The organism is Butyrivibrio sp. AE3004 (assembly GCF_000703165.1).
Lineage (GTDB): Bacteria > Bacillota > Clostridia > Lachnospirales > Lachnospiraceae > Butyrivibrio.
This window is the reverse complement of record NZ_JNLQ01000002.1, coordinates 2,743,992-2,762,349: the sequence shown is the minus strand read 5'-3', so window position 1 is coordinate 2,762,349 and position 18,358 is coordinate 2,743,992. Positions and strand designations below refer to the sequence as shown.

Annotated in this window: 18 protein-coding genes; all 18 read left to right on the top strand. The window is 35.1% G+C overall.

Going from position 1 to position 18,358, the window contains the following annotated elements:
* Entirely contained in the window at positions 1-1,023 is a 1,023-nt protein-coding gene (locus BV60_RS0114895; RefSeq protein WP_029322999.1) for a glycosyltransferase, read from the top strand.
* Positions 1,024-1,042: 19 nt separating this feature from the next.
* Positions 1,043-1,957, top strand: a complete 915-nt coding sequence (locus BV60_RS0114890) for a glycosyltransferase (protein ID WP_051656775.1) — start codon at positions 1,043-1,045, stop codon at positions 1,955-1,957.
* A gap of 16 nt (positions 1,958-1,973) precedes the next feature.
* Positions 1,974-3,317: an O-antigen ligase family protein gene (locus BV60_RS0114885; protein ID WP_029322995.1), complete on the top strand. Its 1,344-nt coding sequence runs from the start codon at positions 1,974-1,976 to the stop codon at positions 3,315-3,317.
* A 23-nt stretch (positions 3,318-3,340) separates the two neighbouring features.
* Positions 3,341-4,534 (top strand): polysaccharide pyruvyl transferase family protein, encoded by a 1,194-nt coding sequence (locus BV60_RS0114880; RefSeq protein ID WP_029322993.1) that lies wholly within the window; start codon positions 3,341-3,343, stop codon positions 4,532-4,534.
* Positions 4,535-4,559: 25 nt separating this feature from the next.
* Positions 4,560-5,972, top strand: coding sequence for a lipopolysaccharide biosynthesis protein (locus BV60_RS0114875; protein ID WP_029322991.1), 1,413 nt, complete (start codon positions 4,560-4,562; stop codon positions 5,970-5,972).
* Between the two features lie 74 nt (positions 5,973-6,046).
* Entirely contained in the window at positions 6,047-7,030 is a 984-nt protein-coding gene (locus tag BV60_RS22210) for a DUF6625 family protein (protein ID WP_051656774.1), read from the top strand.
* A 101-nt stretch (positions 7,031-7,131) separates the two neighbouring features.
* Positions 7,132-8,220, top strand: a complete 1,089-nt coding sequence (gene rfbB / locus BV60_RS0114865) for a dTDP-glucose 4,6-dehydratase (RefSeq protein WP_029322987.1) — start codon at positions 7,132-7,134, stop codon at positions 8,218-8,220.
* 108 nt (positions 8,221-8,328) lie between these two features.
* Complete coding sequence (gene rfbA / locus BV60_RS0114860) at positions 8,329-9,198, top strand: glucose-1-phosphate thymidylyltransferase RfbA (RefSeq protein ID WP_029322986.1); 870 nt, start codon at positions 8,329-8,331, stop codon at positions 9,196-9,198.
* A 29-nt stretch (positions 9,199-9,227) separates the two neighbouring features.
* Positions 9,228-9,788: a dTDP-4-dehydrorhamnose 3,5-epimerase gene (gene rfbC / locus BV60_RS0114855; protein ID WP_029322984.1), complete on the top strand. Its 561-nt coding sequence runs from the start codon at positions 9,228-9,230 to the stop codon at positions 9,786-9,788.
* Positions 9,789-10,051: 263 nt separating this feature from the next.
* Complete coding sequence (locus tag BV60_RS0114850) at positions 10,052-10,753, top strand: CpsB/CapC family capsule biosynthesis tyrosine phosphatase (RefSeq protein WP_029322983.1); 702 nt, start codon at positions 10,052-10,054, stop codon at positions 10,751-10,753.
* On the top strand, positions 10,746-11,798 hold the full coding sequence (locus BV60_RS0114845) for an LCP family protein (protein WP_051656773.1): 1,053 nt from the start codon (positions 10,746-10,748) through the stop codon (positions 11,796-11,798). Before BV60_RS0114850 ends, BV60_RS0114845 begins: the two co-directional genes overlap by 8 nt.
* A 27-nt stretch (positions 11,799-11,825) precedes the next feature.
* Positions 11,826-12,644, top strand: a complete 819-nt coding sequence (locus tag BV60_RS0114840) for a YveK family protein (protein WP_051656772.1) — start codon at positions 11,826-11,828, stop codon at positions 12,642-12,644.
* A complete protein-coding gene (locus BV60_RS0114835) occupies positions 12,641-13,339 on the top strand; it encodes a CpsD/CapB family tyrosine-protein kinase (RefSeq protein WP_029322977.1) in 699 nt (232 codons plus the stop codon). The genes BV60_RS0114840 and BV60_RS0114835 overlap by 4 nt, the downstream gene beginning before the upstream one ends.
* 113 nt (positions 13,340-13,452) lie before the next feature.
* Complete coding sequence (locus BV60_RS0114830; protein WP_029322974.1) at positions 13,453-14,043, top strand: leucine-rich repeat protein; 591 nt, start codon at positions 13,453-13,455, stop codon at positions 14,041-14,043.
* Positions 14,044-14,135: 92 nt separating this feature from the next.
* Positions 14,136-15,530: a sugar transferase gene (locus tag BV60_RS0114825; RefSeq protein WP_029322972.1), complete on the top strand. Its 1,395-nt coding sequence runs from the start codon at positions 14,136-14,138 to the stop codon at positions 15,528-15,530.
* A 14-nt stretch (positions 15,531-15,544) separates the two neighbouring features.
* The gene (locus tag BV60_RS0114820; protein WP_051656771.1) at positions 15,545-16,696 is read left to right on the top strand and encodes a glycosyltransferase family 4 protein; all 1,152 of its coding nucleotides are present in this window, start codon (positions 15,545-15,547) and stop codon (positions 16,694-16,696) included.
* Between the two features lie 220 nt (positions 16,697-16,916).
* On the top strand, positions 16,917-17,420 hold the full coding sequence (locus BV60_RS0114815) for a hypothetical protein (RefSeq protein ID WP_029322969.1): 504 nt from the start codon (positions 16,917-16,919) through the stop codon (positions 17,418-17,420).
* Positions 17,421-17,446: 26 nt separating this feature from the next.
* A complete protein-coding gene (locus BV60_RS0114810; RefSeq protein WP_029322967.1) occupies positions 17,447-18,304 on the top strand; it encodes a YitT family protein in 858 nt (285 codons plus the stop codon).
* Positions 18,305-18,358: the final 54 nt, after the last annotated feature.

Genomic DNA, 18,358 nt, shown 5'->3' with positions numbered 1-18,358 from the left:
ATGAAAAAAAATGTGATTTTAACAGATACGATTGTTGATGATAAGTGGGAATTCGCTTCTGGGGTACAAATTGGTAGTAAATTAGAATGGTCCATAGTATGCTGGGATAATGCAGGAATAATAAAAAATAAATTATTCAATATGAGGAGAATTATCGGCTATTTTTGGCATGCTTTTTCTATTTTTATTAGAAGACAACGCTATGAAAAAATAATATCGTGGCAACAATTTTATGGACTGATTTTTGCATATTATTGTATCTTATTTCGAACAAAAAAAACTGTAGAACTAACGGTGATGACTTTTATATACAAAAAAAAAGAGGGATGTTTGGGAAATCTATACTTTAGATTTATAAAAAAAATCTTGCAATCAGGATATATTGATTACATTGTTGTGTTTTCAAAAAATGAAGTAAATTATTATAGTGAATTATTTGATGTCAATGCTGCATTATTTACATATATGCCACTTGGTATACCTGAGAAAAAAAAATTGGAAGCAACAACAATTCAATTGCCAGAGAAGTTTTTTTTATCTGTGGGAAGAAGTAATAGAGATTATGATTTTTTGTTCAGATGTGCTAATGAACTAAGCCAGTACAATATTGTTGTTATTACGGATACGCTAGATCATATAACTGATATTCCAAATAATGTATATATATTTAATACTATTCGAGGCGAGGAATATTTAAAGATTTTAGATAGGTGTGAAGCTGTCTTGATTCCTTTAAAAGAACAGAATATTTCATCAGGGCAATTAGTAATGTTGCAGGCTATGCAATACAAAAAACCCATTATAATTACAGAATCTAATTCTATTTGTGAATATGTAAAAAATGAAATAAATGCTCTAATTGTGCCTAAAATGATAAGTGAGTTCTGTAATGCTGTAAAGACGATAGCTAATGATAATTGTGTTTTGGAAAAATTAGCAAGTAATGGTTATGATATATTTCAAAAAAATTTTTCCCTTAAAGTATTAGGGAGTCGAGTTGGAGAATTATATCTAACTAAATAGTATAAAGGATAATTTGCAAATGTTAGTTGCTGTATTAATGTCAACCTATAATGGTAAAGAATTTTTAGGTAAACAGATAGAAAGTATAATATTACAAAAAGGGGTAGATATTAAATTATTAGTTAGAGATGATGGATCTAATGATAATACGCAATTTATATTGGAACAAAAAAAGAATGAAGGTGTTCTTTCATGGTTCACCGGAGAAAATCTTAAACCAGCATTAAGCTTTATGGAATTGATAAGAAAAGCACCGGAAGCAGATTATTATGCATTTTCTGACCAAGATGATATATGGGATGAAGACAAGTTGATTACAGCAGTCGATTTCTTAAAAAATTATGATAATATACCAGCGTATTATTATTGTAATGCAAGATTGATTGATCGATATGGCGAAAAATGTGGTGGTACAGTATATAAAGAAAATGATGACTTGAATGAACAGAATATATTTCATTATTTGTGTTGTGGCGGTTGTATGGGGTGCACTATGGTTCTTAATAAAAAATTGGTGGCAATTTTAAAAAGTGCAGCTAGACCTAAAAGCATAATTATGCATGATTTTTTTATTCAAGCGGTTTGTGCTTCAGTAGGGGGGAAGGCTATATATGATAATCAAGCCCATATGGGATATAGGCAGCATGAAAGTAATGTAGTTGGACGAGGGGTTGGTTATTGGAATGCTATTACATATAGAATTGGATTTTTGTTGTCAAGACGAGATATTTCAATTGCGGATCAATCCAATGATATTCTTAAGTTGTATTCTAAGTTTATTCCTGAAGTGAATAAAGCGTATTTAGAATGCATTGCAAATTATAAAAATAAGATAAAGAACAGACTTATGCTTACTTTCGAACCAAGGATAAAATATAAAAATAAGCTTAATGAATGCTTTATCAGGTTAAGTTTGCTGCTCGGGAAAAGATGATGAGTGGAGGAATTTCATGGCGTTAGGGGTACTTTTTCTTATTGTTTTTGTAGCAATTATACTCTTTGTGTTCAATAAAGAGTATCTATTGTATTACTTTGTTTTTTTATATCCAATATTACCAGAATATTTGGCGGTTAGTTTCAGTGAATCGCTCCCTCTTTTTACTGCATCTAGGATTTTACTAATAATTATGATTGGAGCATTGTTTAATAGAAGAATGGTCTTTAAAAACATTTTTAAAGATAAAATGTTTGGAAAAGCTTTTTTGGTTTATTTTTTGTGTGAAACAGCTGTGGCATTAGCACATGTTTCTGAATCTGCATCTATAAAAACATATATAAGTGTTATCTTGGAAAATATCATTTTTTTCTATGTTATGACTACTCAAATTTCTACAAAGAGAAGATTTGAGGGATGTATGAATGCGCTTATTTCTGCATCAGCAGTTGTTTTTGTTATGGGTGTATTAGAAACAGTGACAAAATTTAACGTCGTGTCAACGTTCCTCGACACTGGATCAAGAGAAAACATGTTAATTAGTAGTTATGAAAGATATGATAGTGTTCGTGCAGCTTTTTCATTTGGACATGCCATAGCATTAGGACTATATTGTATAGCTTTGCTACCATTAATTATGCATATGATTAATAAAGAACAGAGAAAACAACTGTATTTATTGTATATGCTAGGGGTGGCATGCTTAATTATGACGATGTCTCGCGGTGTTATTGCTGTTTTTGGAATAGTATTTTGTATTTCAATGTTTAAAATCGGAAAAAAGCAAAGACAAACGTATTTGAAGGTTATTGGTATAGGATTGTTTTTTGGATTGCTTTTGATATTGTTATCTCCGAATATGTTTTCAATATTTCGAGATACTGTTTTAGGAACACTGAATGCATTTGGTGGCAATTTTGCAATTTCGGATTCTGGTGGTAATGAAGATGCTGTTTTTTCCAGAATTAGTCAATTATCATTACTTCAACAAATTGCAAAGCACAATTATATTTTTGGTGGTGGAACAGGGTATATTTTTAACAATATTGTTTATGTAATTGCTGGGAATAGACAATTCAGAGCTAAGTCAATAGATATTGAATACTTAGCAGTGTTTATTAATCGTGGTATTGTTGGCCTTATAGGATGTTTAGGATTATATAGCTCTATTTTGCTGTTATCCTATAAAACATTTAGCAAATATAAAGATAGTTTTTGTATTGCATTTTTTTATTCGTTTCTGAGTATTTTTTTGGCATATTTTACTGTTGCAAAGCTCACGACGGAAAGAATATTATGGATGCTTATTGTGATGTTTATTTCATATAAAAGAATATATTTGGATTGCGAAGAGTCATAAATGGAATTTAAGGAGAAAGACTTGTGAAAATAGTAGTGTCAGGCGGATGGAGTTATGGGAATATAGGAGATGAGGCGATTGCAGCATCAACAATTTATTTATGCGAAAAATATTTGGGGCATGAAATAATTTATACATCGTTTGATCCACGGGATTTTGAGAGGCGTCATTCCAAGAATAACGTTATTCCTTCTGTTCATAAAATGTTTTCTGAAAATATTAATGAATTTTCTGATTATTCTGATATAAAACAGATAATGAAGAATGACATATTTAAGGAATACTGTGGATTATTTGATAAAGATACTATTTTTATAATGTCTGGAGGAGGATACTTTAATGAATCTTGGAACAATCAATTTTGGGCAAGAATTTTAGAAATCAATATTGCCTATAATATGGGGGCTAAAGTTGTAATTATAGGTCAAAGTATTGGCCCTGTTATTTCTGAAATTGGAAAATCAGCACTATCAGATGCATTGAAAAAATGTGATTTTATTTCTGTAAGAGATAGTTTAACGAAAGAATACTTGGAACAATTTGTGGAAGGCATAGATATTAATGTTTATCCGGATGTTGCAGTAATAATATCTGATGTTATTCATCATGGCATGCGTGATAATACTAAGACGATAGTTAATATTATGCCAGCAAATTATATCCGTTATTCAAATTTTGATACAAACAAAAAAGGATCCTATATAGTAAAGAGAATTCCTAATAGATTATCTTTGAAGAGATATAAATATATTATTGCGTATAGATCACTATTGAATTATCTTTTGAAGAATAAAAATGAAAATCTGATGTTCCAATTTGTATTAAGTACTAATTGGAAATGGGATAGGAAATTTGTTGATTTGATAAAAAGAGGATTACCTAAAGATAAGTTTATCATCTACGAAAATTTGAGCCATGAAAAAATGTGTAATCTTCTTTCTGAGGGAAGGATTACAATAAGTACGAAAATGCATCCGGTGATTATTTCGACCTCATATTCTGTTCCAGCAGTTGCAATTTCGTATAATTACAAAATAGATGGCTTTATGTCGCTTATAGATAAACAAGAGAATTGTGTAAACATAGATGATATTTCAAAAGAGAAACTAATTAGCATAGTGGATAGGGTTTGGAATGAAGAAAGTGAAAATACTGCAATTTGCTTAAAAGAACAAGTTTATAACATGTTTGAACAAATTGTTAAAGAGTGTATGTGACATAGTTTGGAAAAGTGAGTAGGAGATGGGAAAACAAGAGAGATTATTAAAGAATACAGTAATTTTATTTATTGGAGGTATTGGGACAAAGCTAATTAATTTTTTGATGCTTCCTCTTTTTACCGCGTGGCTTTCCGTAGAAGAATATGGAGATATTGATATATTTACAGTTATTATAGCAATGGCTGTTCCAATTCTGTCATTACAATTAGATCAAGGGGTATTTCGCTTTTTGATTGATGATGATAAGCAAACTGATAAAAAGGAAACTATTTCAAGTTGCATATTAATTATTTTCTCTATTTTGTTTACATCAAATATATTAGCTTTTTTGTTTTTACAATTGATGGCTAAGGAAGGATTAACTATTTGGTTAATAGCGTTAGATTTACAGATTTTTGATATAATGCTTCAGCAGATAGTTAGAGGAATGGGGAATAATAAAATTTATTCCTGGAATAGCATAATAATTACATTTACTAATGTTCTATTTTCAATTGTACTAATTCGCTTTTGTGGAATGGGGGTAATAGGATATATTTGTGCATTTTGTATTTCTCATGTAGTTTCAATCTTTTATATGATAATGCGGTCAAAGGTATACAAGTTATTTGGGGTGAAATCATTTAACGTGGGAAAGGCAAAAAGAATATTAGTTTATTCAATTCCTATGATTACTAATAATGTTTCGTGGTGGATTTTGAATGCATCGGATAAACTTATTTTGAATGTATGTTGTGGGAATGGCGCCAATGGTATATATGCAGCAGCAGGAAAAATACCAGGGCTAATAACGACAATGTATAGTCTTTTTCATATGGCATGGCAAGAATCAGCATCAAGAGAAAAAGAAGATATGGCAGACTTTTATAGTGACGTGTTTAGGAATTTATTTGCTATTATGTCATATATACTCATTATCCTATTATGTTTTGAGCCAGTTATTTTTAAGATTCTGATTAATGACAAATTTGCAGCAGCTTATTATCATATACCTCTTTTACTTGTGGGTATGTTTTTTTATAGTATTGCTCAGTATTATGGCGGTATATACATAGGATTGAAAAAAACAAAAGAGCTTGGAAAAACATCCATTATAGCTGCGGGAATAAACTTATTTGTGAATATACTATTAGTTGGAAAAATGCAAATTTTTGCAGCAAGTGTATCTACATTAATGGCATATTTTATATTGTTTATATTAAGAGCTAGAGCAATCAAGAAGATTTGCCAAATAAAGTATGATTATAGAACTATAAAGATTACTATTGGCATTATAATACTAGCTATGATGGGATCATATTCAAGAAATATTCTTATATTATTATTGATATTATTAGGATCAACATTTATTTATTATAAATTATATTATGATGTTATAAAGCAAGTGATTTTAAAAATAACATGCAGATTACATATTAGAGTTGAACTATCTTGATTGAGCAATAGATTTATAAATTGATTTAAACTATTATAGCCAAATTGATTTAGATTATTAGGAAGGAATTTAGGATGAAAAGCATTGTTGTAATAGTACCATATTTTGGAGAACTGCCACCTTTTTACCCTATGTGGGAAAAGTCTGTTTTGCATAATGAAAGTATAGACTTTGTCTTATTTACAGATGATAAAAATGTTTCATCTATAGGGAATCTTAGAGTTGAGCATATGTCATTTGAGGAATATAAATATAGGATTCAGAGTAGGTTTCCGTTTGATGTGTGCTTAGAGAAACCATATAAAATATGCGATTTCAGACCAGCTTTTGGATATTGCTTTTCAGACATAATCGAAGGATATGATTTTTGGGGATATTGCGATTTGGATTTGACATTTGGAGACATTAGGTCTTTTGTATCGGATAAAATCTTGAATGATTATGATAGAATATTTGTTACTGGCCATTTCTCTTTATATAGAAATACTGATAAAATTGTAAAATTATTTATGAACAACGGAGATTATCCTGAATATAATTATACAGAGGCATTTAAGAACAATGATTCATGTTATTTTGATGAGTTTCGTGGAATGGAGTTAAAATGTTTGCGAAATGGTATAAAAGTTTTTACTGGAAATGTGTTTGCAGATTATAAGCCCGAAGGAAATAGCTTTTATAATAGAAAAAAAGAAAATGTTATAGTGATATGGGACAGAGGGAAATTATATGAAGTAACTAAAAAGGGTGATTATAAGGAACTATTATATGCTCATTATCAAAAGAGAAAAATGATCCTTGAGAATATTAGCAGTAATAAAGTTTATATTGCTGCTGGGATAATATCAGATAAGCCTCGGGACCATACTGAGCTGTTTGAATTTAAGTCAGGCTCAAATTTGGGTTATAAATATTTGTTTAAGATTAAAAAGTTGAAAAAGGCAATCGCTAAGTATGGATTGTTAGGCTTATATAAAAAGTACAAGAGGTGTAAAGAAATCGAAAAACTGAAAAATATTCTAGTGTTGAATAATAATCAACAAGTTGATTTAGTGTAATTTTTGTATTACTAATATCATAGAATGGCTGAATAATAAGTAACAGAAGGACTTGTATAGCAATTTATTCGATGAAATAAGTAATAATAGATAGGAGAAAGATGAAAACATATTTAGTAACAGGTGGTGCCGGATTTATCGGTTCTAACTACATTCATTACATGTTTAAAAAGTATGACAATGAGATTCGCATCATCAATGTTGATGCTCTTACTTATGCAGGTAATCTTGAGAACCTCACAGATGTTGAGAACAGAGATAACTACACATTTGTAAAAGCTAACATTTGTGACAGAGAGGCTATAAATAAGATTTTTGAGGAGAACGACATCGACAGAGTAGTACATTTTGCTGCCGAGAGCCATGTTGACCGCTCAATCGTTAATCCTGAGATCTTCGTTGAGACAAACGTACTTGGTACTGCAACAATGCTTAATGCAGCTAAGAAAGCATGGGAGCTTCCCGATGGTTCCTTCAAGGAAGGTAAGAAATTCCTTCATGTAAGTACAGATGAAGTATACGGCTCACTTCCCGAGGATCCGAATGCTTATTTCTATGAGACAACACCTTACGATCCGCACAGCCCTTACTCAGCTAGTAAGGCAAGCTCGGATATGCTTGTTAAGGCTTATATGGATACTTATAAGTTCCCTGCAAATATTACAAACTGCTCCAATAACTACGGCCCTTACCAGTTCCCGGAGAAACTTATCCCTCTTATGATCCACAACGCACTTGAGGGCAAGGCACTTCCCGTATACGGTGACGGTAAGAATGTTCGTGACTGGCTCTATGTTGAGGACCACGCTAAGGCGATCGACATGGTACAGGAAAAAGGAAAGCTCTTCGAGACCTATAACATCGGTGGACATAACGAGAAGCAGAACATCGAGATCATTGAGACTATCATTGATGTTCTTCGTGAATCACTTGATGATTCAGATCCCAGAAAGGCTAAGATCACAACCGACCTTATCACATATGTTGAGGACAGAAAGGGACATGATCGTCGTTATGCCATTGCTCCCGATAAGATCAAGGCTGAGATTGGCTGGGAGCCTGAAACAATGTTCAAGGAAGGTATCCGCAAGACAATAAAATGGTTCTTTGCTCATGAGGATTGGATGGAGCATGTTACCAGCGGTAATTACCAGAAGTATTATGAGAGTATGTATGGTGGAAAGTTATAAGCTTTTGTGCTATATTAGCTGAATATTAATGGAAGCTCTGTTTGGCAAATGAGGTCAGACAGAGCTTCGTGATGTAGATGAATTGATAAAATATAGGGAGAATACAATATGAAGGGAATCATTTTGGCCGGAGGATCCGGAACAAGACTTTATCCACTTACAAGAGCGATATCAAAGCAGATCATGCCTGTTTATGATAAGCCTATGATCTATTATCCGCTTTCAACTCTTATGCTTGCGGGTATCAGAGAGGTGCTTATTATTTCAACACCCAGAGACCTTCCAATTTTTGAGGATCTTTTCGGAACAGGCGAGCAGCTTGGAATGAATTTCTCATATGCTATACAGGAACAGCCAAGAGGCCTTGCTGATGCTTTTATCATCGGTGAGAAATTTATTGGTAACGATGGCGTTGCACTTGTTCTTGGCGATAATATCTTTTATGGTCAGAGCTTCAGTAAGCTTCTTAAGGAGGTTGCCGCCAGAGATAAAGGCGCTACAATCTTTGGATATTATGTTCGTGATCCCAGAGAATATGGCGTAGTTGAATTTGATGAAAACGGTAAGGCTATCTCAATAGAGGAAAAGCCTGAGCATCCAAAGAGCAATTATGCGGTTCCAGGCCTTTACTTCTATGACAATGATGTTATTGACATTGCTAAAAACGTAAAGCCTTCAGCAAGAGGTGAGATTGAAATCACAAGCGTTAACAACGAGTACTTAAGTCGCGGTGAGCTTCGTGTTGAGACTATGGGCCGAGGCTTTGCATGGCTTGATACAGGAAATCATGATTCTCTTCTTGATGCGGCTGATTTTGTATGCGCATTCCAGAAGAGACAGGGACTTTATGTTTCATGTATTGAAGAGATTGCTTATAAGAGAGGCTTTATTGATAAAGAGCAGCTATTGAAACTTGCTGAGCCTCTTATGAAGACTGATTACGGTAAATACCTTGTTGAAGTAGCAGAAGGATTATAATCGTTTTTTAATATATATAGGAGTTTAAAATGGGACAATTACAGGTAGAGACATGTGAAATTGAAGGATTGAAGGTCATTACACCACAGGTTTTCGGAGATAGCAGAGGCTATTTCATGGAAACATACTCAAAGAGAGACTTTCAGAATATCGGAATAGATGTTGAATTTGTACAGGACAATCAGTCTGCATCAAAAAGAGGAGTGCTGAGGGGTCTTCATTTTCAGAAGAACTTTCCGCAGGACAAACTTGTCAGAGTTGTAAATGGTGAAGTTTTTGATGTGGCTGTAGATTTAAGAAAAGATTCCAAGACTTTCGGAAAGTGGTTTGGAGTTACATTGTCAGCAGAAAATAAGAAGCAGTTCTTTATTCCCAAGGGATTTGCGCATGGATTTTTAGTGCTTTCAGACTATGCTGAATTTGCATATAAGTGCACGGATTTTTATCACCCTGATGATGAGGGCGGATTATTGTGGAAGGACCCTGAGATTGGTGTTGAATGGCCATATCAGGAAGGTGTTGAGCTCATTATGTCTGATAAGGATCAGAAGTGGGGCGGAATAAAGGAATATGTAATTAGTGCAAAATAAATGAAATTACAAAAAGATTTGTTTTCAATATAATGAATAAAAGAAATTAATAATATACAACTAGTTATATAAAAAATGAACATATAAATTTGCACAAAAAAAATCTTAAAAAAAAATGAATTTTTTATTTGTAGTTTATAAAGTTTTAATATATACTATTCCTCAGTAAAAAGTTTAAGTACGACTAAGCAAATGTTGTGCTAGTTTGTTGATTGATTTTAAGTTATAAGAGTGTCTGATAAGGCGGCAGACGGGTATTAGAGATGATTGATTTTCATACGCATATATTGCCTGGGATTGATGATGGCAGCAGAGATATAAATATGACTATGAAGATGATCAATGCCGAAATTGAGCAGGGCGTAGATAGGATTGTTTTGACTCCACATTTTTATGCTCACAAGGATAGTCCGGATAACTTTTTTAGACGTAGGCAGCAGGCTTTTGATGAGATTAGGTTATACTTAACTGATATGAAAACGCCAGAGTTTAAACTCGGTGCTGAGGTTTTTTTCTTTCCCGGAATAGGAAAGTCAAAAAGATTATCAGAGTTTTGTTTTGAGGGAACAAATTTATTGCTTCTCGAACTTCCATTTGAGCAATGGACTGAAAGTACGTTCAGAGAAGTTATGAAGATAATAGAAGATGAGGGACTTCAGATTATCTTAGCGCATATTGAGCGCTTCTATCACTATCAAAAAGATATTACTATTTGGAACAAGATTTTAAATCTTCCAATTATTCCACAAATAAACGCCGAGTGCTTCTTGAAGTGGAGTTCACGTCGTTTTGCAAATAGATTCATCAAGGATGGACATGACATCATTCTTGGAACTGATGCGCATAATGATTCATCAAGACCTGTAAATATGGCTGATGCGCGCAGAATTATAGAAAAGAAGTTTGGTAATGAGTATTTATCCGGGATTGATGATTTCGGAAAGAGGCTGTGGGAAAATGATTGATCGTAAGAAAATTAAATTATTGCTATTCCTGACAGCTGTGGTTTTAGGCTTGATTTTTGCTTTCTTTGGAATTAGTGCGGTAGAAAGGCTCTTTGAAGAGAGGTCTGCTCTGGCTTATGAAGAAGGCGAAGATGATGAAGACGATGAAGAGGAAGAGATAGAATTATCAGAAGGTGAGCTTTTGATAAATGACAAAGTGTACAGATATAATGCTGCAGTCAGAAATTATCTGGTTATAGGAACTGATGTATCAGGTAATCATGAGGCAGAGAATCCTGATGAGTATCAGGGTAATATGGCGGATGTACTTCTTCTTGTTGTTTTAAATAGATCAGATAATAATTATTCAGTTCTTGAGATTGATCGCAATACGGTAATGAAGGTACCTATGATGAATGTAGACGGTACAGTTAATGCCAGGTCAATAATGCAGATATGTACTGCACATTGGTATGGCGGGAATCCACAGATGAGTAGTGAGAATACTGTTAATGCAGTATCAGAACTACTTGGAGGAATGCCAATAGATGGATATTATGAGCTGAATATGGACGCTATAGAACAGTTAAATCATGCAATTGGTGGTGTCACAGTTACTGTTGAAGATGATTTTAGTGAAGTTGACCCTACTCTTGTTAAAGGACAGGAAATAACTCTAAATGATTCCCAGGCATATAACTATGTTCATGAAAGAATGAATGTTGGTGATGGTTCTAATGAAGGCAGAATGGCCAGGCAGGAAACATATATCAAGGCCTTCCTAAACAGACTTATGGAGAGAACGGAGGAAAATCCTTCATTTCCAAATGAAATATATACCAAGATGAAGGAAGTTGCTGTGACAAATATGACCGGCAACGATTTTTCCAGAGTTCTTAACAGAGTTAACCGAGGTGAGAACCAGGGAACGATTACCTTTGAAGGCGAGCATAAGCTTGGACAACTAATTAATGATGATACTGATCATCAGGAGTTTTATATAGATGATACTTCCTATTACCAGGTAATGGATAAACTTTTTGATCTGGAATCTGTGGAAGAGTAGTGGTTGTTGTTTTACAGAGGAGTTGAAATGGAAAAGAAACATATTGATAAAAAAAACTTTGAAGGTTTGACTGTTGAAAAGCAGCAGGACGGAATAGAGATAGATGTATTTGAGCTTCTTGGCTATTTTAAGAGCAAATTAGTGATTATTATCGCAGCATTTGTTTTGGGATCGGTTTTGGCAGGCGCATATACATATTTTTTGGTAGAACCTTTATATACTGCTACAACCAAGATTTATGTGGTATCAGCATCTAGCGATACGATGGTGAATTTAACGGATCTTAACCTTGGAACAGGATTGTCATCAGATTATGAACAGGTTATTACTATCAGACCGATTTTTAATCAGGTGATTAAGGATCTTGACCTTGAGTATACATATGAACAGCTTCTTGGAATGGTCAGTATTGCTGTAATTAAAAATACCAGAATTATGACCATCAGTGTGACAAGTACAGATCCAAATGAGGCTGAGCAGATTGCAAATGATATTGCGAAGCAGGCTGAAATACAGATTCCAAAACTTATGGATACTCCTAAGCCTCATATCATTGAACCTGCAATTGTTCCTATGTATAAGAGTTCACCAAGTTTCTCTAAAAATATAATGATGGGTGCTCTTGGAGCTACAGTACTTGTACTTGGAATATTCACAGTAATATTTGTACTTCAGGATACAGTTAAATCTGCTGATGATATCGAGAGAATGTTTGGAAGCCTTCCTCTTGCTGTGATTCCTGAAGGAGACCTCGGAATACTTGCAGAAGGTTTGGAAACAGCATCAAAGAAAAAAGTAAAACCTATTAGGAATAATAATTCACGAAAGGAGACCAAGTGTTCATGAATAAGTTAATAATAAATAATAATCCAGAGCTACCCTATGCTATGGAAGAAGCGCTTAACTCTCTTCGTGTAAATATAGGATTTTTGGGTAAAGATATAAGAAAAATAATGGTTATATCTTCTACACCTAACGAGGGCAAGAGTTTTGTGGCTATGCAGCTGTTTCGGCAGTTTGCCCAGGCAGGTACCAAGACAGTGCTTATCGATGCCGATATGAGAAAGTCTACTATGATGGATAAATACGGCATGGAAGTAGCAGGCGGAGAGAAGATTAAGGGTACAAGCCATGTGCTTGCAGGAGATGGTGATTTTAATAATGCTATCTACAGTACCAATATTGAAAATGGCTTTATTTTGCCAAATGCAGATAATGTTGTTAATCCTTCAATGCTCTTGGAAAATAACAGATTTGAAGAGCTTTTGAATTATGCTGGTGAGAATTACAGATATACAATTGTTGATTCGGCACCATTAGATCTGGTATCAGATGGTGAGAGAATTGGTTCTCTCTGTGACGGTGCAATCCTTGTTGTAAGGAGCGGTGTCACATCTAAGTCAATGGTAAGACATTCAGCTATGCAGCTTGAGAGAGCGGGATGTCCACTTCTTGGAATTGTGCTTAACAGAGTGGGTAGTTCCAAGGGTAAGTACTACTACGGGAAAAAGGACAGCAGGTATTACGTGGCAAGTAAATAATAATCTGCAGAAAAGTTTTTGTTTTGGAGTTATCTATGACGAAAGTCGTAGTTACTCATATATTTTTTATATTCGAACCTGTGCTTAAGCATAGGCGAGGAAAGGAGGAGGCTATGGTAAGTAGTGTTATGAAAAAAGTTCTTGCAACTGTAATGGTAGCAGCTCTCTTTGTAGCAACACCGGCTCAGGTTTCTGCAGCTCCGTCACCTGTAACAGCAAATCAGACTCAGGAGAAAAAGGCGGTAACTGTTGATTCAACCAATAAGAAGGCAATGACTGTAAAGGGAACTGACGACTACACACCTGTCGTTGATACCAAGGCAGAAGGTACAGCTACATTCAACTCTGTTGAGGCAACTACTGCAACATCTATCAAGGTTCCCACAAAGGTTACTGTTGATGGTGTTGAGTATACAGTAGTTGAGATTAAGGAAAGCGCTTTTGCAAATGCTAAGAAGGTAAGAAAAATTACTATCCCTTCAAATGTACAGACTATTGATACAAAAGCATTTACAGGAGCAGAAAGCCTTAAGAAAATCAAGTTCAACGGCAAGAAGGCTGTTAAGGTTGCTAAGGGTGCTTTCAAGGGACTTGACACCAAGAAGATGACCATCAAGGTTACTAAGAAGATGTCAAAGAAGCAGTTTAAGAAGTTCAAGAAGCAGCTTAAAAAAGCTGGTTTCAAGGGCACAATTGCTCAGTAATTCCTTAAAGTACTTGTTGCAGTTTGCAAGGATCGGGGTTATGGGTGCGCATTTGCGCATCCATGATTACCGGTTGAGTGGAGAAGAGTGTTATGAATCGTTCAAATGTGTCAGCGTCTTTTGACGTAGTGCATGTAATACTTGATGTATTTTTCCAGGGAGCCGCACTCCTTGTTACATGCCTTATATGGGGAGATTTAGTTCAGACGGATCAGTGGAAAAGTATATTATCCATGTTCTTTGTTTTTGTGCTTATTTATATAGTTACAAACAGAGCAGCTAACATTTATAACAATACTCTATTTTTCTATACGGACAGAGTGGTCAAAAGGGAGAGCGTTTCGTTCTTCTTTGCTTTTCTTAGCGGCTTTCTGACCTATGAGTTTAATCTGCAGTCTTCTATTGACTACAGATTTTTTATCAGATTTTTGATGATCTCATACATGATCATAGCTCTGGAAACTTTGTTTTTCTTAAAGATAATCGACAGAATTATCAATAGAAAGCATATTCCGAGATGTATATATGTAGGTAGTAAGGATTCCTACAATAAATTCAGATATTTCCTTGGTAAGACACCACTTACTTTAAATGAAATCGGCTATGTGAGCTTTAAGGATGATGATGAGTCTCTTGAGTACATTGGTTGCATCAGGGATCTTGAACAGATAATCAGAAAGTACAATATTGATCAGGTTTTCATAATGCAGAAGCGTGAGATGGATATTGAGTTTATCCAGCAGTATATTGACCTTTGCATTAAGATGGGTGTTACCTGCAGAGTTATAGTTGATATCTACAGAAGAAGAAAGGCTTTTTCTTATAATAGCAGTATCGGAACATATCCTATCATGACATATCACACAGTATGCATGAATACATGGCAGGCAGCTCTTAAGAGAGTATTTGATATTGTATTTTCTATAGTAGGAATTGTCGTTACTTCACCTATTATGATTCTTACAGCTATTGCAATTAAGCTTGATTCTCCCGGACCTGTTATTTTTAAGCAGGTAAGAGTTGGCAAAAACGGAAGACATTTTAAGATTTGGAAATTCAGAAGCATGTATCGTGATGCTGAGGCAAGAAAGGCTGAACTTCAGGCACTTAATGAAGTTGGCGATGGTATGATGTTCAAGATAAAGGATGATCCCAGAATAACAAGAGTTGGTAAGTTTATCAGAAAGACAAGTATTGATGAGCTTCCTCAGTTCTTCAATGTTCTTTCGGGATCAATGAGTTTTGTAGGTACAAGACCTCCGACCTTGGATGAGGTTGAGAAGTATACTACAGAACAGTGGAGGAGAATTAGTATTAAACCCGGTATTACCGGTATGTGGCAGAGTAGTGGAAGAAGTACTATTACCGACTTTAAGCAGGTAGTGGGACTTGATGTGGATTACATAGATAATTGGACACCGTTTATGGATATTAAGATACTTTTCAGAACGGTATCGGAATTGTTTAAACTGAACGGTTCGTATTAGTTTTAGGAGCATTAATGAAAATCGCAATGATCGGGCACAAAAGAATACCGTCCAGAGAGGGAGGAGTTGAGATTGTCGTCGAGGAGCTTGCCTCACGTCTTGTTCAGATGGGACATCAGGTTACGGTATACAACCGCATGGGAAGAAATGTTGCGGATAAGAATGCTGACAGAGAGGCGCACAAACTCAAGAAGTACAAGGGGATACGTATAGTTCACGTTCCCACTCCGGATCTTAAGGCGTTAAATGCAGTTGTTTATTCTTTTATTGCCACGATCGGAGCACTACTGGGAAATTATGATGTAATTCATTATCATGCGGAAGGGCCATGCGCAATGCTGGTCATTCCGCATATGTTTGGGATAAGAACGGTAGCAACCATTCATGGTCTTGATTGGCAGAGAGCCAAGTGGGGCGGATTTGCTACAAGGTATTTGAAGTTCGGCGAATGGATTGCTGCAAGATATGCTGATGAAGTAATCGTTTTGTCACGTAATGTTCAGCAGTATTTCCTTGATAAGTACAACAGAGAGACTATATATATTCCAAATGGTGTTAACCAGACAGAGTTTAAGGCTCCTGATAGAATTGCCAAGAACTTTGGGCTCGAGAAAGATAAATACATTTTGTATCTTGGAAGAATCGTTCCTGAGAAGGGAATCACATATCTTTTGGAAGCTTTTTCCAAGGTTGATACGGATATGAAACTAGTTATTGCTGGTGGTGCAAGTCATTCAGGCGATTATATAGATCAGGTTAAGGAGATGGCTGCCAAGGATGACCGTGTTGTGATGACAGGTTTTGTTCAGGGAGATACACTGACTGAGCTTTTCAGTAACTGCTATCTATATGTGCTTCCAAGCGATATCGAAGGTATGCCGATAAGTCTGCTTGAAGCAATGAGCTTTGGAAGGAAATGCCTTGCAAGTGATATTCCCGAGAATAAGGAAGCATGTTGCGAATATGCTCAGTACTTTAAGAAATCCAATGTGGAGGACTTAAGGCGTATGCTTAAGGAGAGTATTGAGCATCCTGATATTTATCATTCTTATGGTGAGATTACGTTTTATTGCTATAAGAGATTTAACTGGAACAAGGTTACCGGTGCCAGTGCAAAATTGTATATTGATACGATTTTGAATGTAGAGAGAATTAATAACGTATAACTTAAAAATGCCTCAGAGTAAAGTGTTTTTACCCTATTGCTGATTAGCTGATAGCTATGGGGAAATGTTTACTCTGAGGCGTTTTCGCTAAATGTGAAAAAACACATTTGGTATTTGCTTTTGCCGAAAAGTGGTATAATTTGGCTGGAAAGTTCATATAGGGAATGGGATATAATTAAGAACCGGGATGTTGTTCAATAGAGGAAGGAATTAGTTAATCATGTCAAAATCTATATATGCACTTATTAATCAATTAAGATTTAATTCCAAAGCCGGAAGTGAACTGCAAAGAAGATTAAGCGGTAGAGTGGATACTGGTTTAAAGGGCTTTAATGGAGAGAAAATCCTATATTCACTCACTGATGAAATTAAAGAATACTTGGAATACATAAATAAAAACGCAGATTCTATAAAAAAAGCTGATATTATGGAAATTGTCATGAATGATTCTTATGCTTCTGCAACCATAGAAGGGGCAAAAACGACTATTGAGGAAGTGAGAAAAGCAAGTAATGCTCAAAATCCAAATAAGAGTGAGAAAATGGTTTTGAATACTGTTGCAGGAAATCAGTATGCTATAGAAAATGGCGTAAGCAAGGATAACATAAGAACTCTTTGGGAAATAATAGTAAAAGACGTTTGTGAGAATGAAAGCATTAAAGGAACTTTATATAGGGATGGAGAGGTATATGTAGGGCGTGAAGATGCCGTAATACATTTTTAATAGTAAATTGGCATGGAGGACATCTTGTGAGCAGGTTTAAAGACAGGCAGAGTCTTAGGGAAACGATTTTTTGTTATTTGATGGTTGGAATAGGTGCGACTATAGCAGCATTTGCGATCGAGGATTTTTTGGCGCCAAATAGGATTTTTGATGGTGGGATTGTCGGTGTCTCAATGATTGTGGCTAACTTTACCGGGTTTAAGCTGAGTATTCTGACATGGGGATTTAACATTCCCTTTCTGATATTTGGATGGGGGAAGAAGGGACCTCATTTTGTTATCCGTTCTATATATGCGATGACGATTTTTGCGGTGGCGGTGGCCTTTTTCGAAACTACGCCGGCTGTTACTAATGAGAGCCTTTTGGCCGTAACCTTTGGGGGACTGATACTAGGTGTCGGTGTTGGAATGATCCTCAGGTATGGCGGATGTCTTGATGGAACGGAGATTGTGGCTTCGATTTTGAGTCCCAGGATCCATATGTCTATAGGACGTCAGGTTCTCATGTTCAACATTGTTCTGTACATGTTTATCGGCTTTTTATATGGTTGGAATAATGGACTGTACTCTATTCTTACTTATGTCCTGGTTTCAGTTGTAATGACTCGTGTTGAGGAGGGATTCGATGCTCAGAGGGCATGCCTTATTTTTACGCATGACGATGTAAATGCGATAAAGGACAGAATCTACAAAGAGCTTGGAAGAACCTGTACTGAGTGGAATACGGAAGGGTATATTGGAGGACAGAACAAGGCTCTTTATGTTGTAGTCAGCCAATATGAACTTAAGCAGATAAGAGAAATTCTTGCTGATTTTAACTGCTTTGCGACTATCAGCGGCATTGATGAGATTATTGGTAAGAATGTTAAGAAGACATTATTATAAAAATATATAAATATGAATATTTAAACCACAGATAAATGGTCAGAATTTGTCTGT